This window comes from Aequorivita aurantiaca (genome assembly GCF_030410135.1).
GTDB classification, from domain to species: Bacteria; Bacteroidota; Bacteroidia; order Flavobacteriales; family Flavobacteriaceae; genus Aequorivita; species Aequorivita aurantiaca.
Genome location: NZ_JAUGQQ010000002.1, coordinates 465,565 through 488,479, shown reverse-complemented (window position 1 = coordinate 488,479; position 22,915 = coordinate 465,565). Strand labels below are relative to the sequence as shown.

Genomic DNA, 22,915 nt, shown 5'->3' with positions numbered 1-22,915 from the left:
CTATGCCAAAAACTGTACTCATTACGGGCGGTTCCTCCGGAATTGGAAAAGCCATGGGCGAATATCTTTCCAAAAAAGGTTATCAAGTTTTTGGAACCAGCCGAAATCCTGAAAAAATAACCGGCTCCTTTTTTCCGCTTTTAAAAATGGACGTGAACCAAACTGAATCCATTCAAGCCGTTGTTGCTGAAGTTATCGGTAAAGCAAAAAAGATTGATGTAGTTATCAACAACGCAGGGGTTGGTATTACTGGACCTATTGAAGAAACTCCCGAAAGCGAAATCATGAATGCCTTTCAAACCAATTTTTACGGACCCATTAATGTTATAAAAGCCGTTTTGCCACAAATGCGCGAGCAGGGATTTGGACATATTTTAAACATTACCTCCATTGCCGGATATATGGGCCTTCCATATCGCGGTATTTATTCGGCCAGCAAGGCCGCCCTTGAAATAACCATTGAGGCCCTGCGAATGGAAACCATGCAATTTGGAATAAAAATGACCAATATTGCCCCTGGCGATTTTGCCACAAATATAGCAGCAGGTCGTTACCATGCTCCAATTTTAAATAACTCACCCTATAAAAAGGATTATGGCAACACCCTAAAAATGATGAACGAACATGTGGAAAAAGGTGGCAATCCTTTAGAAATGGCTAAAGCAGTGCACCGAATTATTGAAACCGAGAATCCCAGAATACATTATAAAGTTGGATCGCCGTTGCAAAAGTTCTCCATTGTGCTAAAACGCGTATTGCCGGATAAAGTATATGAACGTATGCTTTTGAATCATTATGGGTTGAAATAGCAGCTGCTAATTATACAAAAAACTGTCACCTTCGGGGGAAACTATTGATACTTAGTTGTATAAATTCTATATATTTATACATACCAAATTAAATTTGTATGAGTATCAAATTCAATCCAGACGACACCCAAGTCAATGTTTTTTCCTTGAAAAGTGATTCGCTTACCCGATCGGGTGGAGATATTAAAAGCTCCGACGAACTTTCGGGCGTAGAAATCAGATTATCTCGAGTATTGATAATCAACAATGGCACTCCCAAAATTTTTCCTTTTCCCGGACTCGCCCAGTTTTATTTATTAATAATTGTGGTAAGTGATGTTGACGAAGGACATCAAACCATTGACTTAAAGGGTTTTCCAAAAGTTGATGATGGAGAGGAATTGCCCGTGGACAGAACTCTTTTCTATTTCAAAAAAACCAAGAAATCCCAAAAAACGCCCGGACAAATTCATGTTTGGATTTCAGTGATTAAAAGCAAGGAAAATTTAAGGGATGTGGGCAATATTCTTGCTGAAGTTAGGAAAGACGGAGAATATAATTCTTGGATGTCCAAAATAAAAGATGCCCTTTCCATTACAAATCCAGCAATGCAGGTTGTAGACGGTATCACTAAGCTTGCGGACATTGCCGGAAAATACATGGGAAAGGTGGAAGATAAAGCCATGATATCCTGGCAGCAAAGCTTTACGGATATAAGTGGAGATTTGGATGCCCTCGGCAAACATCCAAAAGATATGAAAAACGATAAAGTCTCCTTAGGTCTTACGCTAATTGTGCGGGACAAGGCGCGAGAGGAGCAGGTGCTGAAAAGCCAGCAAAACATTGAGGTTATCGAAAATCTAAATTTGGATATTGAATAAATGGCGCGTTTATGAAAGTACTTAAACTTGATATCTCTCCGTTCGAAAATCGAAATTTCTATGAACATAACTACATTTTTCGCGATTGGGTTGAAAACGCCTGTTACAATTCTGAAATATATATAGATGCCGGTACGGAAATGAATTTGGTAGCGGGCGATTTTCTTAGCACTGTATATAAAACTCCATTGATGGATGTTAACGGGAATATTTTTGGTGAAAAAACCGAGGATGACGATAATCTGCTATATGTTGTGGAGGTTTTTCCGAATTACTGTATCACAAAATTTAGAAGTTTTGCTTTTCAAAAATATTTTGATAAATATCTTCCTGTGAAACTTAATCGATTGGGTCGCAATGCTGAATTTATGCAGCTTTTTCCCATTGAAATTAACCAAGAAGTAATATTGGTGCCAAGGGAAGAAAAAGATGATTGGTTAGCTGTGGATGAATTATACGGAAGTATTTCAAACAACGAAAAACCTTCGCGTGCAGATCTTGACTTATACAAAAGAATTTTAATGGGAACAGAAAATTATATCGCCAAATACAAAAACCAAAAATGTTTTTTTCTGTCTTCGGCTTATTTCCAGCGTGGTTTTACTCTTAATAAACTGGGGAAATTTGAAGATTCGAGTAACGCTTTTCGAGAATACATCAAACTATTCCCAAACGGGGTTTCTGTGGAAGGTGCCTATTCATGGATAAACCGCAACAATTATGAAATCAGTAATTATTTGGAAACCAAGAAAACTAAAATTCTATTTCTTTCCGCAAACCCGATGGATTCCAACCGCTTAAGGCTGGATAAGGAAATAAGCCAAATTGACAAACAATTGCAATTGGCCCAATTACGAAATACTTTCGAACTTGTTCAAAAATGGGCATTGTCGCCTGCGGAATTACAACAGGTTTTATTGGACCACAATCCGGATTTTGTTCATTTTTCCGGCCACGGCCTTATTGATGGAATTGTGCTGGAGGGGGAAGATGGCAAACCGAAAAATGTAGCTACCAGTGCTTTGGCCAATATCTTCAAAATTCTGGCTGGCAATATTGCTTGCGTGGTTTTAAACGCGTGCTATTCCAGTAATCAGGCAATAGCCATCAAAAACCATGTTCCATATGTTGTTGGAATGACAAAAGCAATGCCGGATGATGCTGCTATTGCTTTCAGCGTAGGGTTTTATAAAGGAATAGGCGCAGGAAGAACAATTGAAACAGCCTTTGCTTTAGGTGTGAACGCAATAGAACTTGAAGGGTGTTCCGGTAGCAGTTTGCCGATACTTTTATAAAAGAGCCTATCTTTTTTTACTTATCAATCTTTTTCAACAACCTTATTTCGTAGTAAGTTTCTTCCCTATTTTTGCAGGGAATAGGAAATAAAAAAATCTTTACTATGAAATTCTTTATAGATACTGCAAACCTTGAACAAATTCGCGAAGCCCAAGATTTGGGCGTACTTGACGGCGTAACTACCAATCCTTCGTTAATGGCGAAGGAAGGAATAAAAGGCAAGAACAACATTTTGAAGCATTACGTGGATATCTGCAATATTGTAGATGGCGATGTTTCCGCAGAAGTAATTGCAACGGACTTTGAAGGTATGATAAAAGAAGGTGAGGAGTTGGCTGAACTTCATCCACAAATTGTTGTAAAGGTGCCTATGACGAAAGAAGGCGTTAAAGCAATAAAATATTTTACGGATCACGGCATCCGAACCAATTGCACTTTGGTATTTTCCGCCGGACAGGCCTTACTGGCGGCAAAGGCAGGTGCCACATATGTTTCGCCCTTCATTGGAAGACTGGATGATATCTCTACCGATGGATTGGAGCTAATTTCAGATATTCGATTGATTTATGATAACTATGGTTTCGAAACCAAAATTCTCGCCGCATCGGTTCGCCACACGATGCATGTTATAAATTGTGCCAAAATAGGCGCTGATGTTATGACTGGCCCACTGTCTTCAATTGAAGGTTTGTTAAAACATCCCTTGACGGATATTGGCTTAAAACAATTTTTGGATGATTATAAAAAGGGAAATTAAATAGCCGGAAAAAAAGTAAAGCATCAGAGGGAATTCCGTTAATTCTCCATTTAGGAAATTTCGGAATGCCAAATTTCCAGAAACTATCTATTCAAAAAACCTAGCAGTAATTCTTCAAAATTTGAATTGAACATGTTAGTCTTTCCTTCTAATATGATTCCGTTTTTATCAACAATAATAACTTTGCTCATCGCATTCAGAACCAATTTCTTTTCAGCATCGGCCAAATTTTCTAGCTGATATTCGGTTTCTTTGTTATAATTCAATTTTCTAACGGTTTCACGCCAATTTTTAAAGTGGGTATCGGTATTAATGGCAATGAAATCATATTCGGGATATTTAGATTTTAACTCTGCCGCACGGCTGTGGATATTTTTATAAAGTGCCGCCGAATGACCCGTCCAAAAATAAATAACAGTGGGCGCGTTGATAATTTCCTGTAATTCCTTCACCACATTATCGGTATTTACCAATGCCAAACTCGGAATTTGATTGCCGGCGGTCAATTTTATGGATGCCTCATATAGCTTACGAATTTCTTCCAGATTTTTTTTGTCGGTATTTATTTTCGAATAAATTTCGAAGTACTTCGTTTCCTCTTCGGCATTTTTTGCATTCAATAAATACACCATTGCATTCTGGCGCAGCAAACTGTTTTTAAGAGAATCTGAGGTAACCACACTATCAATCATCTTGATTTTTTGGTAGTTGTATTCAAATGAATTTCGATCTATGGGCTTTTGGTTGACTAGCTTGGAACATACCAAATTTTCAAAAAACCGGTTCATAAAACGATAGTATGGGTAATAATACTTCAGTTCATTTTGATCAAAATCAATCTGCTTCCGATAGTCAAAATAACTATCGTCAAAATTTTCAATATTCCTTCGGTTTGCTGCGGCATACATTTCTTTCTTAGAATAATAATCATAATCTATGCTGGAACGCGCCACTTTTTTGAAGCCTTCGGCAACTTCATTTGTGTTAATATATTCTTCGTATAAATTGATTTTCCGTTTTTTTAACGAATCAATTTTATGCTCAAATTCAGAGGAGGATAGGGTGTACCATTTTTGCAAATTCAAATTCTCATTCTCGTTGCGCAGATATAGATCGATCAACAAATTATTTTGTTCCCCGCCTCGACCGGAGTAGGCAAGGGATTCGTCAAAATCAATCGTGTTTAGGTGAATCAATAAACTATCGCCCGGTTCAATAAAGAAAATTTGGGATTCGCCGTGCTTTAGGAAATAGAGGCCAGCTTTAATTTTGTCAGTTTGGTAGTGGAAAAAGTTATTCCTATCCAATTTTACCGTGTCCAAAGTTTGATTTCCCTTGGAAAAAACAATATAATCAACCCTCGGATTTATTATTTGGCCAGCAATGTAGGTTGTTTTCATATCCTCCACAGTCTTGTCCTTACAAGAAAATAGCGCGGAAATAAAAAATAGAAGAAGTATATTTTTAATCAAATCGACCTACCATTTAAATTAACAGACAAATGTAGCCGAGGCCTGAGCCCTATTTTGTTAAATGATGGTTAAAAGGATTTTTCAAACGTTAATGTTTTCGGGGTCTCACATAAATAGCTACTTTTGCGCAAAATTTAAAAATATATGCTTTCAGTTTCAAATCTTTCGGTACAATTCGGGAAAAGAATATTGTTCGATGAGGTGAGCACGCAGTTCACAACAGGAAATATTTACGGAATTATAGGCGCAAATGGCGCTGGCAAATCCACTTTTTTGAAAATCATTTCCGGCAAGCAGGACCCAACCTCTGGGCACGTGCATTTGGAAAAGGGAAAACGAATGTCGGTTCTCGAGCAAAACCACAACGCATACGATGAATTTACGGTGTTGGAAACTGTGGTGCGTGGAAATAAGGAACTTTTTTCCATCAAGAGCCAAATAGATAAACTTTACGAAAATTACACAGATGATAATGCCGAAAAAATCGGGGAACTCCAAGTGGCGTTTGAGGAAATGAACGGTTGGAATGCCGATAGTGATGCCGCGGCGATGCTTTCAAACCTAGGTATTGATGAAAGTCTCCATTACACATTGATGAAAGATCTGGACGGGAAACAAAAAGTTCGTGTGCTATTGGCCCAAGCGCTTTTCGGAAATCCCGATGTGCTGATTATGGATGAGCCCACCAACGATTTGGATTATGAAACCATCAATTGGCTCGAAAACTTTTTGGCGAATTACGATAACTGCGTAATCGTAGTATCGCACGACCGCCACTTTTTGGATTCAGTTTGTACGCACATTAGCGATATCGATTTCGGAAAAATAAACCACTACAGCGGCAACTATACTTTTTGGTATGAAAGTAGCCAGTTAGCAGCGCGCCAAAGGGCACAACAAAATAAAAAGGCGGACGAGAAACGTAAGGAATTACAGGAATTTATTATGCGTTTCAGCGCCAACGTAGCAAAAAGTAAGCAGGCAACCTCTAGAAAAAAAATGCTTGAAAAACTGAATGTGGAAGAAATTAAACCCTCAAGCCGACGCTATCCCGCAATTATTTTTGAGCGCGAACGCGAAGCGGGCGACCAAATTTTGAATGTTGAAAATCTATCCGCATCCATTGATGGCGATGTGCTTTTCAAAAATGTAGATATAAATTTGGCAAAGGGTGATAAAGTTGTAGTTTATTCAAAAGATTCGAGAGCGGCAACTGCTTTTTATGAAATTTTAAATGGCCATATAAAGCCCGATACCGGTTCATTCCAATGGGGAATTACCACGAACCAAAGTTATTTGCCTTTGGATAATGAGGAATTTTTTAAAAATAATTTATCGTTAGTAGATTGGTTGCGCCAATATGCCAAAACAGAGGAAGAGCGCGAGGAAGTTTTTCTACGTGGTTTTCTTGGGAAAATGCTTTTCAGCGGCGAGGAAGCTTTGAAGAAAAGCAATGTACTTTCCGGAGGTGAAAAAGTAAGATGTATGCTCAGTCGAATGATGATGCTTCGTGCGAACGTTCTTATGCTGGACGAACCTACTAACCACTTAGATCTTGAATCTATTACAGCATTCAACAACTCTTTGAAAAATTTCAAGGGAACAGTTTTATTTACAACTCATGACCACGAATTTGCCCAAACCGTCGGAAATCGGGTTATTGAACTTACGCCCAACGGAGCCATTGACAGATATATGACGTTTGATGAATATATGGGCGATAAAAAACTGAAAGAACTGCGCGATAAAATGTATGCAGTTGAAGCATAAAAAAAGGCGATCAAATTTATTGGTCGCCTATTTCTTCTAAAAATTCATCAATAATTGGTTGTGCTTTTTGCAATTCATCATTTCTGATGAAAATCATGGTTTGATTTGCAATACTCATCGCAAACCCGGCGCGCAGACTGCTGTCGTGATCGTTCCTTTCAATTGGGCTTATGCCTATTTCATTCAAACGCGCAACCAAACCTTTTGCAATTAATGTTGGGCCCGTGTATATCCGTGAAGTTTCAGACATTTTATTATTCTCCTATTTCAATTAGATACGCATCAACTATGGGCTGCGCAATTGCCAATTCGTCTTCGCGAACAAATACACGCACCTGATCGTCAAATTTACTACCAGCGCCAAACATAACACCACTCTGCTCGTCGTCGCGAAGTATTGGGGTAATGCCCGCTTCCTCCAATCTAACTACTAATCCAGTGGCAATCATATCGGAGCCGGTATATATTCGAACTGTTTCTTCTGTGTTATCTGACATGGTTTTAGTTTTAAATGATTGAATCACTAAAATACTAACTTATTTCCGACTTCAACCTTAAGGCGGTTGTGAAAGATTTCATAAAAATGAGTTATTGTATAAATAAAAAACCATCCCCGAAATGAGGATGGTTTTCTGAAAGTGGATGTTTATTTAAAAATGCTATTAGGCATTATAAAACTTACTATTCCAAATGGCTCCATTAAAATTCTTACCCTTCGCAAAGCCATAAAAAAGTACCAATCCCGCTATGGCCTTAAATATGAAAATTCCTAAAAACAAATATTCCGCAATACCCGGATTGTCAGAAAACCAATACATCGGTGCAAGGGCAGTTAAAAGAATGCTTATAATAAAAACCGTAAAAACTAAATTATCAAAACTTTTGTAGGGCCACATAAGTAACTTGCGGAAAGGGTGGAGGTCATTTCCCCATTTATGTATTAAATAGAAATAACCATTGCCCATTGGAGCAAAAAGCAAGGGATCATCGGCGTTTTCAAGTTTCAGTAATTTGGCCGGGGCAATTATCTTAAAATTTCTTAGGGTTAATTTGTGGTTGTTTTCCAAATTTCGAATTGCGGTTATGGCCTCCTCGGGAAAGGTTCCCTTAAAATAATGCGAATCGAGAAAACGGAGGCGATAATCTATGCAAAGCCTCTCGATATCACTAATGTGAAAAATATGGGAGCTTTGCAACAAATCAAAATTAAAATGGTTTTCAATTTCTGGGGAAGGCGATTCCAACGTGGAAAGTATTTCTTTCCGTTGCTTTTCATTTTCGGAAAATATGTGCCGCACTTCCTGCATTATGGACGCTTCCCCTATGCGTCTTTGGCGATATTTGAGCAGGCTATTTTCCAGATTAGTGGGTGAAAACATAGCGTGTACTTTTTTTGAATTCTAAATTTACAGACAACAATCCAACATTCCAATTATTTAACACGGTTCGCAGCAATAAAAAAGAATGCGATAGCTGTAATGGGCAAACTCATTTTATAACGGTATTTGTTATATTTACAATCCTAAAAATAAAATATGTATTTCAAGAATTTGATTACCCTGCTTTTGTTGGCCTGTTTCTCAATAAATGCATCTGCCCAAAAATATCTCTCAAAAAACAATGCGGAAGTTTCCAGAAAATTGGGGGAAAGTACTTTCACTTCAAACAAATCATTTTATCAAAATATTGAAGAGGCGCCGGATTTCACCGTGCTGGCGAGTGTTCTGAAAAATGCCCCTTCTCGCCAAAAGCTGGAAGGGATGGAGGCTGTTACAATTTTTGCAATTGCGGATGAAGGGTTTTTAAACCTGCCCAAAAAAAGCCGGGATTCCATTTTAGGCAATCCCAAAATAATGAATTCGATAATCACAATGCTCGCGGTACCGGGAAGAATTGATAGTAACACCTTAAAAAATGAGATTGCAAAACAGGGCAGCAATACTTATTTGAAAACCATTGAAGGCAATAGTCTGCGAATTCGGGAAGTAAACGGAACGCTTCAACTAGTGGATTCGGAAAACAGGACTGCAAACATCATTGCTTCAGATTTCTACCATAAAAATGGTTTCTTTCATATAATCGATAGTGTGATCTTTCCGAATTCGGAAGAATAAGTTTTATAAGTTAAATAAACCCTAAAGTCCGGAAATCGCAAAACCGCAGTTTCCGGACTTTCGTTTATATGCACATAAACATAAAACTAAAAACACATTATTATGAAATCAAAAATTTTTACAGCAGCATTATTTTCAGTGGCTATTTTAGCCGGAACATCTTCCATTTTCGCCCAAGGTACCATGATGAGCGATGAAAAAACCGTAATGGTTGGCGGTGCAGAAATGTACCCGAGCAAAAACATTGTTGAAAACGCAGTTAATTCAAAGGATCACACAACCTTGGTTGCAGCAGTAAAGGCGGCAGATTTGGTGGAAACGCTTCAGGGCGTGGGGCCTTTTACCGTTTTTGCACCGACAAACGAAGCATTCGAAAAGCTTCCAAAGGGAACTGTGGAAACATTGCTAAAACCGGAGAACAAAAAAACGCTTCAAACTATTTTAACCTATCACGTGGTTGCAGGAAAACATAGCGCAGCCTCAATTATGAAGGATATTATAAAGGGTAACGGTAAAGCAACTTACCAAACAGTGAGCGGTGGCGCATTGACGGCAATGATGAAAGGAAAAAAAGTGGTGTTGATGGATGAAAAAGGAGGTATGGCTACAGTAACGATTGCCGACGTAAACCAATCAAACGGAGTTATTCACGTTATTGATAGCGTAGTTTTGCCCAAATAATTATTTTTTTAATTCCCAATTCTATAAATTGAAAACAGCGACTTTAATTGGTCGCTGTTTTTTTTTACCGAAGCGTTGCTCCAAATTCGGTTTCGAATTTTTGTTGAAGTTTGCCCATAATTTTATCAATCTGTTTGTCTGTCAACGTTTTTTCTTCATCTTGAATTGTGAAGCTCAAGGCGTAGCTTTTTTTACCCTCGGGAAGGTTTTGACCTTTATAAACATCAAAAAGAGTTATGGCTTTTATGAATTTTCTTTCGGCATTGTATGCGGCCTCTTGTAAATCTGCGAAACATACGGAATCATCCAGCAACAGAGCAAAATCGCGTTGTGCTGCCTGAAATTTTGCAATTGGAACCAATTTAAAGTTTTTGGTTGAAAGTTGTTTCAGCACGGTATCCCAATGGAAATCTGCATAAAATACTTCGGCGTCAATATCTAATTCCTTTGTGATTTTTTTGGAGACGATTCCAAATTCTGCCAATATGGTTTTGTTCCTTTTCAGGGTAATTCCTTCAGAGAATATATCGTTTTCCGATATTTCTTCCGTATAACCATTTAGACCCAAACGTTGCAAAAGAGCTATTACAATTCCTTTTCCGAAGAAAAAATTGCTTTTGCTTTCTGGATTGGTCCAATTGCCTTCTGCCTTTAAACCTGTAATAAATATAGATAGATGTTTGAATTCTGAACTTCCACCCGGAAATTTGTGGTAGGTTTTGCCGAATTCGAACAACTTTAAATCCGCGTTCTTCCTATTGCTGTTGTATTCTATCGCTTCCAAACCTGAAAAAAGCATAGACTGTCGCAATACGGAGAGGTCTTGGCTAAGCGGATTGAGCATAGATACGTTGTGGGCAGAATTTATGGTTTGGCTTAAATCACTGTAGGTAGGCGTGGTTAACGAGTTGTTCAACATTTCGCTGAAACCCAAACCAGTTAATTGCATCGCAATTTTATTCTGAACTTGGTAATCCTCCCCGGGCAAAACTGGGGAAATGGAGGCATTGAGTTTTTGGGTGAATTTTATATTGTTGTAGCCATACACCCGCAAAATCTCCTCAATCACATCTACGTCGCGGGTAACATCGTTTCGATAGGCGGGAATGGTCATTCCTAAGCCGGTTTCGGTAATATTGGTTATTTTTATTTCTAACGAAGTGAGTATGTCTTTAATCGTTTCCTTTGAAATCTCTTCCCCAATCAAATTATTTGCTTTTTCGAAATTCAACAACACTTGGTGACCTTCAATCTTTTTTGGATATATGTCAATCAAATCGCTCGTTATTTGACCTCCGGCAACTTTAAGAATTAAAATTGCGGCGTAGCGGAGCGCATAATCCGTGATGTTTGGGTCTATTCCTCTCTCAAAACGAAAGGAGGCGTCCGTACTTAAACTGTGGCGCTTTGCTGTTTTGCGAACACTTACGGGATTAAAATATGCGCTTTCTAAAAAGATACTTGTTGTAGCTGCCGTAACGCCACTATTTATTCCTCCGAATACACCTGCAATACACATTGGTTTTTCGTCATCGCAGATCATCAAATCCTCAGGGTGCAGCTCCCGTTCTATACCATCCAAGGTCGTGAACTTTGTTCCCGCTGGTAGGGTTTTCACGTTAACGGTATTCCCTGCAATCCTTGCTGCGTCGAAAGCGTGCAAGGGTTGACCAAGTTCATGCAATACATAATTGGTAACATCTACAATATTATTGATTGGCGAAAGACCAATGGACTTGAGTCTATTTTGAAGCCAGGCAGGGGATGGCTCTACCTTTACGTTGCTTATTGTTATGCCACAATAGCGTGGTGCCAGCGCACTATCTTTAACTTTTATATCAATTTTTAGGGTGCGGTTATCTATTCTAAAACTGCTGGTTGATGGGGTATTGAGTTTTGTGGAAATTCCTTTGTGAAGCAGGCCCGCCTTTAGGTCTCGCGCTACACCCCAATGGCTCATGGCATCGGCACGGTTTGGGGTTAGACCAATTTCAAAAACTTTGTCGTTTTCAATTTCTAGTACTTTGGCTAATGGGGTTCCAGGTTTTAATTTCGCATCCAAAACCATTATTCCCTCGTGGGATTTTCCGAGACCGAGTTCATCCTCGGCGCAGATCATTCCTTCACTAACTTCCCCGCGAATCTTACCTTTATTTATCTGCCAAGGTTTTCCTTCGGCATCATAAAGTGTAGTGCCTACGGTTGCAACCGCGACTTTTTGGCCAATAGCCACATTGGGCGCTCCACACACTATTTGAAGAGTTTCCCCGGTTCCAATATCAATCTTAGTAACCTTTAATCTATCGGCATTGCTATGTTGTACACATTCCAAAACATGGCCAATTACTACCCCTTCCAATCCGCCTTTTACGGAAGAAAAATCTTCTATTCCCTCTATTTCAAGACCGAGGTCGGTCAATAATTCGCCGGTTTTTTCGGCGTCCCAGGGCAAGTTGATGAATTGTTTTAGCCAGTTGTATGAAATTTTCATAAGTGTAAATTCTTAACAGGGGGCAAAGATACTATTTAGTTGAAAGTTTGAAGTTGAAAGTTGAAAGTTTTAGTGACAAGTTAAAAGCTAAAAGTTCAAAATTTCGAATCTTCGGAGGAAAAATTTAAGGCTAGAAAATATACAATTACCCCAATGGTTGCAAGAGCAGTAACCAAAAACGCAACATTCGCCCCGAAGTAAAGCCATAAAAGTCCTGCCATTATGCTCGCAATCATCGCTGCAATACTTTGGAAGGCGGCATACGTGCCCACGGCGGTTGCAGTATTTTTCGCTTTGGAAATGTTGGTAATCCAAGCTTTGGAAATTCCTTCGGTTGCTGCGGCATAAATCCCATAGCCGAAAAAAAGCACGAACATTAAATAAAGATTTGTTGTTAAACCCATTCCGAAGTAAACCAAACAGAAAATAATCAAACCAAAGACAAACATTTTTTTGAGACCAATTTTATCTGCGAAAATTCCCAGTGGGTATGCGGTGAGGGCATAAATTAAATTGTAGAAAATATAAATGCCGATTACCCAAGTATCGTCAAGTCCGGCTTCTTTCGCTTTCAGTAATAAAAATACGTCACTGCTGTTGAAGAGGGCGAAGAGGAGCAGGCCAATGATGACTTTTCGGTATTCCGAAGAACTTTGTTTCCAATATTTTATGAAGGAGAAGAAATTTATATTTTCAATTTCGGAAGAACTTTCGTTTTTCTTGTCCTTTAAAAGAAAGGAAGCTACAATTGCCAAAACCCCCGGAATGAAGGCAATGTAAAAGAGATTAATATAATCTTCGGGATAAAAATATAGATAAAGTAGCGCCAGGGCAGGACCGAGAACCGCGCCAAAAGTATCCAACGAACGGTGGAAGCCGAAAACTTTCCCCTTATTTTCCTTTGTAGTTTCAGCGGAAAGCATCGCATCTCTGGCTCCGGTTCGGATTCCTTTTCCGAGTCTATCCGTGGTTCTCACAAAAAATATCCAAAGTGGAAAAACAAAAAAAGCCATCATCGGTTTTGAAAGGGCGCTGAGGGAATAACCCAACTGTACAAAAGGAGCTCGTTTGGCTTTACTATCGGAAAGTTGCCCGAAATATCCTTTGCTCAATCCGGCTACGGCTTCCACCACCCCTTCCAAGACGCCGATCAGTAAAATTGAAAAGCCAATACTTTTTAAATAAATAGGCATTATTGGGTAGAGCATTTCGCTGGCCATATCTGTAAACAGGCTGATGAGCGAAAGTATCCAAACGGTGCGGGTTATGGTTTTCAATGTAATGTTTGATTTACATTGAAAGGTACTTCAATTTAATTTTTTATTACTTTTTTAGTTTCGGTTTGTCCGTTTTCATCTTTAATTTTTACGAAATAGATTCCTTGGCTTAAAGTTGAAATATCTACCTGATTGTTCTTTTCTGAAGCAAAGAGCAATTGGCCATGATTGTTATAAACGGTTATTTCGGAAAGCGGTGTAGCGGATTTTATGTTTAGCACTCCATTTGTTGGGTTTGGATAGATGCTGAAATAGTTTGTTGTGTTTTCTTCGATGCTTAATGGGCCTTTGTTTTCGAACCAGATTATTTGATCATCTTCAAAAACGATATTTAAATAAATACCAGTCGCTATATCCATTTTGTTGTCTCCATTAAAATCATCAGCAATTATGGCTATCGGAGAAAATTCATCTGAATAAAAAAATTGCGGTTCACTAAAATTTCCGCTTCCGTCATTTTCCAACCATATAAGGTCACCATCAAAATACAAAGATGCTAGAATATCTTTGTCGCGATCGCCATCAAGATCAGCAGCGTGCATTTTGTATGCGAGCTCTATATTTTCAGCAATTATGATTGGTGTACTAAAATTGCCCAATCCATCTGTGTTTTTAAACCAGGCTATTTGCCCACCTTCATTTGTTGATACAACATCTAAATCGCCATCATTATCAATATCTGTTAAAACAACCGTATTAGGATTATCTGCTGCTAGGGATATTATTTGCTCTGGACCAAAATTACCCAGTCCATCTAGGTTTTCATACCAAGCCACAATGTCTCTAGGCCAGTCCGCCATAATTACATCCATATCTCCATCTCCATCAATATCGTCAACTTCTACGCTCTCAGTGGATAGAATGTCGGTATTAATTATTTTCTCTGGACCAAATGTGCCTAATCCATTTAAGTTCTCAAACCAACTGATTTTATCATTTCCCCCAGCAATTAAGTCTAAATCACCATCGGCATCTATATCCTTTGCTTCTATTGTCTGCACATATGTAAATGTGGCTACTAATGTTAGTGGACCAAAGTTTCCTAAACCATCTGTATTTTCAAACCAAGCAATTTTATGATCGCCATTTGATATGGCAACTAGGTCTAAGTCACCATCGTTATCTATATCTGCAATAGCGAGATCCATAGGGTAATCCATTGTAGAGGTGATAACAATTGGTTCAGAAAAATTTCCTTGGCCGTCCACATTTTTAAACCATACTACTTTATCACCTTTTGTAGAGGTAGCGAAAAGATCTTTGTCACCATCTCCATCAATATCTCCAGAAGCTAATGCAAATGGACCATCTACCACGGGATTTGAATCTACAATTATATGCGCTTCAAAATCTATTTGGGCGTAGGTGTTAAATGAAATAAGACTGAGGAGAAATAATATTTTTTTCATACAAAAAATTTATTTTTTTACAACTTTCTTGGTTTCGATCTGTCCTGTTTCGCTTTTGATTTTCACAAAATAGATTCCTCTATGAAGAGTTGAAATATCTATTTGGTTTTTTTCTTCCAAAGTGAAAAGCAGTTGCCCAAGATTATTGTAAACGGTAATTTCAGAAATAGGCAATACGGATTGTATATTTACCAATCCGGTTGTTGGGTTTGGGTAGATGCTGAAGAGGTTTGTTGTGTTTTCTTCGATGCTTAATGGGCCTTTGTTTTCGAACCAGATTATTTCGTCCAACAAATATGACGTTGCTAGCACATCCATTTTTCCATCGTTGTTATAGTCATCGGCAAATACACAGGTAGTGCTTTTAGCTTCAGAAGAGATTGCTTGTTCGGCTCCAAAATTACCATTACCTAAATTTTCATGCCAATAGACCGTATTGGCTTGGAAGGAAGCAGTTAATACATCCGTATCGCCATCCGCGTCTAAATCTTTAGCATATACCTCGTAGGCTCCTTCTGCATTATTGTTTATACCTCTTATAGAACTAAAAGTACCTTGACCATCCATATTTTCGAACCAAACTGCGGAAGAATCTCCGAATGAAGAAGCCAAAACATCCTGATCGCCGTCATTATCCAAATCTGCAAGGATTACAGAATAGGTACTACTTATTTCTGTCGAAATTATTTGTTGTGGTCCAAAGTTACCTCCGCCGTTGTTTTTATGCCAAAAAAGAACATCATTACACCAGTCTGCAGAAACCAGATCTAAAAGTCCATCGTTATCCAGATCTGCGGCTCTAACAGATTCAATACATTGGGGTGCGCTATTGATAACTCGGCTTGAACCAAATACTCCTTGGCCATTCGTGTTTTCATACCATATTAAGCCGAAATTACCGCCAGAAACTATATCCATATCGCCATCATTATCAACATCCATCGAATAGGTTACGTAAGGGATTGAGTTAAGTGGGCTAAAAATATGTGGCGTAAAAGAGGTGCCTTGCCCGTCTATATTTTCAAACCAGGCAACTGTCTTATCATAGAAAGATTCTGAAACCACATCCATATCACCATCGCCATCAATGTCTGCCGCATCAATAGAGCTTGGATAGTCTAATAGTAATGAGATGGTTTTGGGTTCTGAAAAGTTTCCTAAGCCGTCAAGATTTTCGAGCCAAGCAATTTTGTCATCCCCATTTGATGCGGATAGCACGTCCTTATCGCCGTCACCATCTAAATCTATTGACATTACTGTATAGGGTCTATTGGTGCCGTTAATTTCCACAACTATTTGTTGGGATCCGAAATTGCCTTGCCCGTCTGTATTTAGGTAATATGCAATTTTATCGTCTGTAGCAGAGGCCGACATTAAATCCATGTCGCCGTCGTTGTCCAAATCTGCCAAGTTTAGGTCACTTAAATATTCTATTTGATCAGTTATTTGTTGCTTTGGTCCAAAATTACCAAGTCCGTCAACATTTTTATACCAATAAATTATTCCCTGGGCACTTCCACCAGAAATCACGTCCAAATCTCCATCATTATCCAAATCTGCCGTTGTAACCAAAAATTGACCATACACATCAGGATTCACGAAACGCTGTGGTCCAAAATTGCCCTGCCCGTTTAAATTTTCGAACCAAACCAATTTGTGGTCGAACAATTGGGAAGTAGAAATTACGTCCAAATCGCCATCGCCATCGAGATCTGCGGCGGAAATACCTTGAGGGCGCTGAACATCTGAAGTAATAACCTGCTTGGGCCCAAAATCTCCTTGGCCATTAATATTCTTGAACCATCCCACATCGTCGTTTGTATAATCTGAGGCCAAAATATCCATATCACCATCGCCATCAAGATCTGCTACGTCTATTTTTTGGTATAATGCTGTATCAGTTGTGATAAAATGTTCTTCGGCAAACGTTCCTTGCCCATCCATATTTTCAAACCAGGATATGGAATTGGTGGAACCTGAACTTGAAATTATATCCAAATCCCCATCGCCGTCCATATCTTTTGCGTCTATGTCCCTAGCTTTAACAACTGCTGGACTAACGGGTTGGGCGGTTGCAAAATTTCCTTGACCATCTGTATTTTCGTACCAAAAAATACCATAATACGTGGCGTTCACTAAATCTTCATCGCCATCGTTGTCTATATCCAAGGCTATTACTTGATAGGCTCGATTGGCATTTTCCGTTATTATTTGCTGTGTTCCAAAACTGCCATTAGTATTTTTATACCAAGCTATTTTAGAATCGCCCAGGGATGAAGATATCATATCCAAATCTCCATCATTGTCAAGATCTGCGGCAATAACGGATTGTGGGTTGTTTGTCCCGCCCGTATCGTCAACAATAATGTGCGGCCCAAAATCTATTTGAGCATTGATTGAAAAAGAAAAAAGTATGGTTGAAAGTAATAGTAGTCTTGTTTTCATTTGAAATTTTTAGGAGGTCACAAAGTAGCTTTTTACAATAATATATTCAAATGATAAAAATCATTTTTTCAGATTGCGAAAACGCTGTAAAAGCGTGGGATGCGAATAATGCGCAAAAACATAAAGTGGGTGCGGCGTAAGGTTGCTCAAACTGTTTTTTGAAAGTTTTTTCAACCCCGAAATAAGTGGCGGTGCGGCGAAAGTATTCTTTGCATAATCGTCTGCCTGGTATTCAAATTTTCTGCTTAAATAATTCATCAGTAAACTTGTGATTCCTGAAATTGGACTGTAAAGCACGCCAAAAGCTATCAACCCAATATGAAATGAGGGTTTTGAAACATTCAATGCTTCCGATAGCAATGGATTCCCTATAAACAATGACAACAACCAAAGCGTAAACCCAGTGGTTATGATTGCAACAAACAGGTTTATAATAATATGGTTGCGTTTATAATGCCCAACCTCGTGGGCGAGGACGGCCACGATTTCCTCTTCATTTAAATCTTTTATCAAAGTATCAAAAAGGGTTACCCGTTTTTCACTTCCGAAACCAGAGAAATAGGCATTTGCTTTTGTGCTTCGTTTGCTGCCGTCAATTACAAAAATTTTATCGAGCGTAAACCCCACTTTTGAGGCGTAATTTTCAATTTCTGAACGGAGCGCACCTTCTTCCAGTGGGGTCTGTTTGTTGAATAGTGGAACGATAAAACGTGCATAGAACAGATTCATTAAAACAGTGAAAACGGTAATAATTCCCCACGCATACAGCCAAAAATTATTGCCGGTGCTTTGATAAAACCAAATTATAGCGCCCAAAAGGATGCCGCCGATAATTGCGCCCATTAGCCAACCTTTTAGTTTATCGAGGAAAAAAGTTTTACGCGTAGTTTTATTGAAACCGTATTTTTCCTCGATTACGAAAGTGCTGTAATAGCTAAAAGGTGTGGAAAGAATATCACTTGCCATCATAATAATTCCGAAGAAAATTAAGGCGATGATTATTTCATTGTTTGAAACGGCACGAGCCAAAGAATCTACATAAGCAAAGCCATCCAAAAAGAAGAATAGGAGAGTGGCGATAAGGGAAATGGTAGATGTTAGGATGCCGAATTTGTAGCGCTCTTTTTTGTAGCGCTGCGATTTTTTGTATTCTTCTGCATCAAAAACATCCTGTAATTCTGCCGGAAGCGGATCGTTGAAGTGTTTTGCGTTGAGAAAATCAAGGATTTGATCAATTAGGAAGCTTAAAACTAAAACTCCTATTATAACGTAAAAGAGAATTTGTGGATTCAAGAGTTTGAGGTTTAATGTTGTAAGTAATATTTTTGCCTAAAGCCTAAAGCCTAAAGCCTAAAGCCCCGTTGTCGCTTCGCCTCAAATATAAGGATTCCCGCGGCCACGGAAACATTCATACTATCTATTTCGCCCTGCATTGGGATGATAATATTTTGAGTGCTGTTTTTAAGCCATTCCTCCGAAAGACCCGTGGCTTCCGTTCCCACAACTATAGCGGTTGGTTTTTTGAAATTCATTGTATCGTATTGAACTGAAGCTCGCAATTCAGCGCAGTAAATGTTGATGTTATTTTCCTTTAGAAACGCAATGATTTCCGAAGTACTTCCCGTTGCAATCTGGTTTGTAAACAAACATCCCACGCTACTGCGAATGATGTTTGGGTTAAACATATCTGTCTTTGGGGTGGCGATTATCACGGCATCTACCTTCGCAGCATCAGCGGTGCGGAGCAGGGCGCCTATATTTCCGGGTTTTTCGGGAGCTTCAGCGATGAGGATTAAAGGGTTTTTGGATGCCAGTTGTAGGTGGGTAAGTTCCAAAGTCTTGGAATGTGCAATTGCTAATACGCCTTCCGTTGAACTTCTGTAAGCAAGTTTTTCATAAATTTCTGAAGTGATTTCAATGAATTCTGCATCATTGTTTGCGGATTCTTTCAGCGCAAAAATATCTTCTTTGGAAATAATATCGGAACAGACAAGCACGGTTTTCAAAAGATAACTTCCTTTCAATGCCAATGAAATTTCACGCAGACCTTCAATTACAAAAAGGTTTGTCTTTCGGCGTTCGCGCGATTTTTCCTGAAGTAAAACAAGCTGCTTAATCAGCGGATTTTGAAGGCTGGTGATGGTTTTCTGCATTGCGCAAAGATACACTACTGAAATTTATATCCGGTACCGAAATTGATGCGAAGACCAAAACCAAAATTGAAGTAGTTCACCCCTCCAAAAGTGTCCTTTAATTCTGAAGGCACATCAATATTCATAAAATCGTGGCGAAATTCTGGAGCGACATAAAGTGAAACATAATTTGCCAATTTGTAACTAACCTCGGGCCGAAGCCAAAGCGCTGTGGCATTGTCTTCAAAACTATCGCCAAGGCCTTCGTTGAAATAACCTGAATAACCCACACCCAAACCGATTGAAAGATCAAAACGTTCCACTTCTTTTTCATAACCTACCATGCCCCCGAGGACCAAATTGGACATTTCATCATAACTGCCAACCAAGTCACGATTGGTAACATCGGCAAAAAAGAAACTCAAAGCTGGGCCTATATAAAAGTCGCCTAAAACATTCAGTTTTAATTGTACTTGTGCCCCCATTTTTAGATCCATTCCTTCGTTCACAAAGTTATCTCCGAAAGCTATAGGCAAATAAGCGCCAACCGTAATGCTACCCACTTTAGTACCAGCATTGGGTGGAAATTGAGTTGTTTCGGTTTGAGTTTCTGTTTCCGGTTGTTGCGCGAATGAAGCTGCAGATATGAGCAGGGAAATAAAAAGTAATCTAATATTCAAAAACATAATTGACTGGTGGGTTTGTTACTGGAATTTCAATAGTTTGTGTGGGCTCGTTATTGAGTCTGTACTCAAAAATGGCAACTGTGCCAATGACACTTTCCTCACCCAACGTTCGGTTTTGTGAAGTAGCATCCAAAAATCCCTCTGTAGATTGGTCAAATTCGCAAGCATCGTTATTATTGAATTCTAAGGGAAGGCGACAAACTTTTGAAGTGTATGAAAGTGTATATTCCACAGTATTATTATCACCGTGAAGGTTTTTTAATAACATTGAAAATGACCCTAAATTACTAAGAGTTATTGTTCCCAAATCCAGCAATAATTGTTCATTGCCACCTTCGGAAGAAAATACTTTGCTAGCGTAATCGGGGTTTTCGTTTTCGAGTTCGAAGTTGGCCGCAATATTCACCAAAACGTGCAATGGGTCGGTGTTTGCGTTAAGGGAGGTGAATGCAAAATTTCCATTCGTATCCGTTGTAGTTTTGGCCAAAATGCGGTTAACGGCTTCGGTTTTAATGGGAATATTGGCTAAGGCATTTCCGTTTTGGTCTACAATTTTTCCCTTAACTAAGAGCCTTTCGTTGTTTGTTATTTCCAGTTTTTCGCAACTTTGAAATAATAGTAATGCAAGAGAAATTAAAAGAACGGAGGAAAATTTAAACTTCATTTATACAAATTTTTGAAAACAAGAATACTGAAAAAACTTATGGCAGTCAAATTTGAGAGCGGAAAGTTAAAATTTTCTTAACGGTCTATATTGTTTTTATATCTTGCGGGAAAATTTTTATTGATGAAAAAATTAGTTTTCATATTAGTCATTGTGTTTTCTATTAACGCAAATGCACAGATTATTGTTAACCCACCTGTTGCTAATTTAGTGGCGTGTGATGATAATAACGACGGTTTTTTTCCCTTTGATCTTACGTTACAAAACGAAGTTATTACACAATGCGATCCAATCTTAACAGTAACGTACCACGGAACCCTTGTAAATGCAGAGAACGCGACATTGTCATTACCTAATTTATATATTAACGATATGGCATATTATGATTCTCCAATTATTAATCCTATCGATCCACAATATGGCACAGGTGGAGTATGGGCAAGAGTAGAAAGCGGCACCAGTAATGAAATAAACATATACCCTTTTGCATTAGAGGTACGCTTTTCTCCCTTTGGGAATGTGCCAGAACCATTGCAGATTTGTGATGACAACAATGATGGCTTTGCATTTTTTGACCTTACAACTGTAGCTGCAGAAGTTCTTGGAAGTTTAGATCCTTTGGGTTTTGATCTTTATTATTATGAGACTTTCGAAGATGCAATCTTTGCTGGAGATTTGGCAGCTACGAACCCTGATTTTTCGCAGGCAATCTCTAATCCATCTAACTTTCTTAATTCAACTAATCCGCAGACTATTTATATTTTACTGGTAAGCAATACCAATGGAACTATACCGCCAAACCCAAATAGTGCTGAAGGGTGTTATGATATTGTCGCCCTTACATTAAGTGTTTTGCCAAATCCAAGCCCAAACGCCAATCCAACTCCACTTATAGTTTGTGATGACGACAATGATGGGTCCGCCGCTTTCGATCTAACATTAAAGGATACCGAAATTGGCAATGGTCAGCAAAATATTAGTATTACCTATTATGAAACTGAAATTGATGCACAAAATGGAACATTCCCACTTTCTAGTCCTTATGAAAATATTGTTCCATATTCACAAACTGTTTATGTGCGGGTTGAAAATTCCTCAACAGAATGTTACACAATAGTTGAACTCGAATTAATAGTAAACGAAATCCCTCCAATAACCCAACCCAATAACCTTTTTATAAACGAAGGTGATGGCGATGGCCTTGCAGTTTTTGATCTTACGGTGAATATTCCCGTTATGTTGGCAGGTTTGAATCCATCAGATTATGAAGTGAACTTTTATATGACTGAAAATGATGCGGAAATCGATGCTAATAGACTTATAAATACGGCAACATTTATAAACACTTCGAACCCTCAAACTATTTACGTTCGAATTGAAACTTGGAATACTGGCTGCTCTGTAGTCACTTCCTTTGAAATTGCTACAGATGAACTTGCCCCCGATGCAGATGGCGATGGCATTGCAAACGAAGACGAAGACATAAACGGGAATGGCAACCTAAACGACGATGACACCGACGGCGATGGCATTCCAAATTATTTAGACACCGATGACGACGGCGACACAGTTGAAACAATTGACGAAATCACGGGAATAGGCGCTGGGATTGCACCTGGTTATATTTATATCGATACTGATGGTGACAACATTGAAAACTATTTGGATAATGATGATGATGGCGACGGCACATTGACAATCGATGAAGATTATAACAACAACGGAACGTCCATAGATGATGACACAAACGCCAACGGAATTCCAGACTTTTTGGATGACGAGGTTTCCCTTGCGGTAAATTTCTTAATTTTTGAAGATTTGCACATTTTCCCTAACCCAACCTCTGGAAGCTTTACCATTCAAGCAACGAAATTGATTTCGGAAGCAACTATTTCACTGTATGACATTCAAGGGAAATTATTACGTACCGAAAAAATGCTTCCCCAAAACGGAAGGATAACGATGGAAATATCTTTTTTGGAAAAGGGTGTATATCTCGTAAAAATTTCTTCTGAAGGAAATTCAGTAATCAAAAAACTAATTAAAGAATAA

General features: G+C 38.7%; 20 protein-coding genes. 8 read left to right on the top strand and 12 right to left on the bottom strand.

The window, feature by feature from the left end; translation table 11 throughout:
- Positions 1-2 precede the first annotated feature (2 nt).
- The 4 genes from QRD02_RS05595 (at position 3) to fsa (ending at position 3,722) form a co-directional block, all read left to right on the top strand.
- The gene (locus tag QRD02_RS05595; RefSeq protein WP_290253935.1) at positions 3-809 is read left to right on the top strand and encodes an SDR family oxidoreductase; all 807 of its coding nucleotides are present in this window, start codon (positions 3-5) and stop codon (positions 807-809) included.
- A 98-nt stretch (positions 810-907) separates the two neighbouring features.
- Complete coding sequence (locus QRD02_RS05590) at positions 908-1,669, top strand: hypothetical protein (protein ID WP_290253934.1); 762 nt, start codon at positions 908-910, stop codon at positions 1,667-1,669.
- An 11-nt stretch (positions 1,670-1,680) separates the two neighbouring features.
- Positions 1,681-2,964, top strand: a complete 1,284-nt coding sequence (locus QRD02_RS05585) for a CHAT domain-containing protein (RefSeq protein WP_290253933.1) — start codon at positions 1,681-1,683, stop codon at positions 2,962-2,964.
- Positions 2,965-3,068: 104 nt separating this feature from the next.
- Positions 3,069-3,722 (top strand): fructose-6-phosphate aldolase, encoded by a 654-nt coding sequence (gene fsa, locus QRD02_RS05580; RefSeq protein ID WP_290253932.1) that lies wholly within the window; start codon positions 3,069-3,071, stop codon positions 3,720-3,722.
- Between the two features lie 83 nt (positions 3,723-3,805).
- On the opposite strand, the gene QRD02_RS05575 is transcribed toward fsa, so the two are convergent.
- On the bottom strand, positions 3,806-5,122 hold the full coding sequence (locus QRD02_RS05575) for a TlpA family protein disulfide reductase (protein WP_290253931.1): 1,317 nt from the start codon (positions 5,120-5,122) through the stop codon (positions 3,806-3,808).
- A 216-nt stretch (positions 5,123-5,338) separates the two neighbouring features.
- On the opposite strand from QRD02_RS05575, the gene QRD02_RS05570 reads away from it, so the two are divergent.
- Positions 5,339-6,964: an ABC-F family ATP-binding cassette domain-containing protein gene (locus QRD02_RS05570; protein ID WP_290253930.1), complete on the top strand. Its 1,626-nt coding sequence runs from the start codon at positions 5,339-5,341 to the stop codon at positions 6,962-6,964.
- 16 nt (positions 6,965-6,980) lie between these two features.
- Here QRD02_RS05570 and QRD02_RS05565 read toward each other — a convergent pair whose 3' ends face one another.
- The 3 genes from QRD02_RS05565 to QRD02_RS05555 all read right to left on the bottom strand — a co-directional run bounded on the left by QRD02_RS05565 (position 6,981) and on the right by QRD02_RS05555 (position 8,343).
- Positions 6,981-7,214 carry a DUF2007 domain-containing protein gene (locus tag QRD02_RS05565; RefSeq protein ID WP_290253929.1) on the bottom strand — a complete coding sequence of 78 codons (234 nt, stop codon included), beginning with the start codon at positions 7,212-7,214 and terminating at the stop codon, positions 6,981-6,983.
- 4 nt (positions 7,215-7,218) lie between these two features.
- Positions 7,219-7,461, bottom strand: coding sequence for a putative signal transducing protein (locus QRD02_RS05560; RefSeq protein WP_290253928.1), 243 nt, complete (start codon positions 7,459-7,461; stop codon positions 7,219-7,221).
- 165 nt (positions 7,462-7,626) lie between these two features.
- The gene (locus tag QRD02_RS05555) at positions 7,627-8,343 is read right to left on the bottom strand and encodes a hypothetical protein (protein WP_290253927.1); all 717 of its coding nucleotides are present in this window, start codon (positions 8,341-8,343) and stop codon (positions 7,627-7,629) included.
- Positions 8,344-8,499: 156 nt separating this feature from the next.
- Here QRD02_RS05555 and QRD02_RS05550 point away from each other — a divergent pair, with 156 nt between their 5' ends.
- Together QRD02_RS05550 and QRD02_RS05545 are read left to right on the top strand one after the other, a co-directional pair.
- Complete coding sequence (locus QRD02_RS05550; protein ID WP_290253926.1) at positions 8,500-9,078, top strand: fasciclin domain-containing protein; 579 nt, start codon at positions 8,500-8,502, stop codon at positions 9,076-9,078.
- A gap of 102 nt (positions 9,079-9,180) precedes the next feature.
- Entirely contained in the window at positions 9,181-9,759 is a 579-nt protein-coding gene (locus tag QRD02_RS05545; protein ID WP_290253925.1) for a fasciclin domain-containing protein, read from the top strand.
- Between the two features lie 64 nt (positions 9,760-9,823).
- Here QRD02_RS05545 and pheT read toward each other — a convergent pair whose 3' ends face one another.
- The 8 genes from pheT to QRD02_RS05505 form a co-directional block, all read right to left on the bottom strand.
- Positions 9,824-12,250 carry a phenylalanine--tRNA ligase subunit beta gene (gene pheT / locus QRD02_RS05540; protein ID WP_290253924.1) on the bottom strand — a complete coding sequence of 809 codons (2,427 nt, stop codon included), beginning with the start codon at positions 12,248-12,250 and terminating at the stop codon, positions 9,824-9,826.
- A gap of 95 nt (positions 12,251-12,345) precedes the next feature.
- Positions 12,346-13,527, bottom strand: a complete 1,182-nt coding sequence (locus QRD02_RS05535; RefSeq protein ID WP_290253923.1) for an MFS transporter — start codon at positions 13,525-13,527, stop codon at positions 12,346-12,348.
- A gap of 35 nt (positions 13,528-13,562) precedes the next feature.
- The gene (locus QRD02_RS05530) at positions 13,563-14,936 is read right to left on the bottom strand and encodes a T9SS type A sorting domain-containing protein (protein ID WP_290253922.1); all 1,374 of its coding nucleotides are present in this window, start codon (positions 14,934-14,936) and stop codon (positions 13,563-13,565) included.
- Positions 14,937-14,945: 9 nt separating this feature from the next.
- A complete protein-coding gene (locus QRD02_RS05525; protein ID WP_290253921.1) occupies positions 14,946-17,381 on the bottom strand; it encodes a T9SS type A sorting domain-containing protein in 2,436 nt (811 codons plus the stop codon).
- Between the two features lie 60 nt (positions 17,382-17,441).
- Positions 17,442-18,674, bottom strand: a complete 1,233-nt coding sequence (locus QRD02_RS05520) for a M48 family metallopeptidase (protein ID WP_290253920.1) — start codon at positions 18,672-18,674, stop codon at positions 17,442-17,444.
- Between the two features lie 50 nt (positions 18,675-18,724).
- Positions 18,725-19,534 (bottom strand): TrmH family RNA methyltransferase, encoded by an 810-nt coding sequence (locus QRD02_RS05515; RefSeq protein ID WP_290253919.1) that lies wholly within the window; start codon positions 19,532-19,534, stop codon positions 18,725-18,727.
- Between the two features lie 14 nt (positions 19,535-19,548).
- Positions 19,549-20,199 carry a hypothetical protein gene (locus QRD02_RS05510; protein ID WP_290253918.1) on the bottom strand — a complete coding sequence of 217 codons (651 nt, stop codon included), beginning with the start codon at positions 20,197-20,199 and terminating at the stop codon, positions 19,549-19,551.
- On the bottom strand, positions 20,183-20,863 hold the full coding sequence (locus QRD02_RS05505) for a carboxypeptidase-like regulatory domain-containing protein (RefSeq protein ID WP_290253917.1): 681 nt from the start codon (positions 20,861-20,863) through the stop codon (positions 20,183-20,185). Before QRD02_RS05505 ends, QRD02_RS05510 begins: the two co-directional genes overlap by 17 nt.
- Before the next feature lie 123 nt (positions 20,864-20,986).
- Here QRD02_RS05505 and QRD02_RS05500 point away from each other — a divergent pair, with 123 nt between their 5' ends.
- On the top strand, positions 20,987-22,915 hold the full coding sequence (locus tag QRD02_RS05500; RefSeq protein ID WP_290253916.1) for a T9SS type A sorting domain-containing protein: 1,929 nt from the start codon (positions 20,987-20,989) through the stop codon (positions 22,913-22,915).

Excerpts from the sequence above, each read along its gene's own strand:
- QRD02_RS05595 (WP_290253935.1), top strand. The coding sequence starts at position 3 with ATGCCAAAAACTGTACTCATTACGGGCGGTTCCTCCGGAATTGGAAAA.
- QRD02_RS05590 (WP_290253934.1), top strand. The coding sequence starts at position 908 with ATGAGTATCAAATTCAATCCAGACGACACCCAAGTCAATGTTTTTTCC.
- QRD02_RS05585 (WP_290253933.1), top strand. The coding sequence starts at position 1,681 with ATGAAAGTACTTAAACTTGATATCTCTCCGTTCGAAAATCGAAATTTC.
- fsa (WP_290253932.1), top strand. The coding sequence starts at position 3,069 with ATGAAATTCTTTATAGATACTGCAAACCTTGAACAAATTCGCGAAGCC.
- QRD02_RS05575 (WP_290253931.1), bottom strand. The coding sequence starts at position 5,122 with ATGAAAACAACCTACATTGCTGGCCAAATAATAAATCCGAGGGTTGAT.
- QRD02_RS05570 (WP_290253930.1), top strand. The coding sequence starts at position 5,339 with ATGCTTTCAGTTTCAAATCTTTCGGTACAATTCGGGAAAAGAATATTG.
- QRD02_RS05565 (WP_290253929.1), bottom strand. The coding sequence starts at position 7,214 with ATGTCTGAAACTTCACGGATATACACGGGCCCAACATTAATTGCAAAA.
- QRD02_RS05560 (WP_290253928.1), bottom strand. The coding sequence starts at position 7,461 with ATGTCAGATAACACAGAAGAAACAGTTCGAATATATACCGGCTCCGAT.
- QRD02_RS05555 (WP_290253927.1), bottom strand. The coding sequence starts at position 8,343 with ATGTTTTCACCCACTAATCTGGAAAATAGCCTGCTCAAATATCGCCAA.
- QRD02_RS05550 (WP_290253926.1), top strand. The coding sequence starts at position 8,500 with ATGTATTTCAAGAATTTGATTACCCTGCTTTTGTTGGCCTGTTTCTCA.
- QRD02_RS05545 (WP_290253925.1), top strand. The coding sequence starts at position 9,181 with ATGAAATCAAAAATTTTTACAGCAGCATTATTTTCAGTGGCTATTTTA.
- pheT (WP_290253924.1), bottom strand. The coding sequence starts at position 12,250 with ATGAAAATTTCATACAACTGGCTAAAACAATTCATCAACTTGCCCTGG.
- QRD02_RS05530 (WP_290253922.1), bottom strand. The coding sequence starts at position 14,936 with ATGAAAAAAATATTATTTCTCCTCAGTCTTATTTCATTTAACACCTAC.
- QRD02_RS05525 (WP_290253921.1), bottom strand. The coding sequence starts at position 17,381 with ATGAAAACAAGACTACTATTACTTTCAACCATACTTTTTTCTTTTTCA.
- QRD02_RS05515 (WP_290253919.1), bottom strand. The coding sequence starts at position 19,534 with ATGCAGAAAACCATCACCAGCCTTCAAAATCCGCTGATTAAGCAGCTT.
- QRD02_RS05510 (WP_290253918.1), bottom strand. The coding sequence starts at position 20,199 with ATGTTTTTGAATATTAGATTACTTTTTATTTCCCTGCTCATATCTGCA.
- QRD02_RS05505 (WP_290253917.1), bottom strand. The coding sequence starts at position 20,863 with ATGAAGTTTAAATTTTCCTCCGTTCTTTTAATTTCTCTTGCATTACTA.
- QRD02_RS05500 (WP_290253916.1), top strand. The coding sequence starts at position 20,987 with ATGAAAAAATTAGTTTTCATATTAGTCATTGTGTTTTCTATTAACGCA.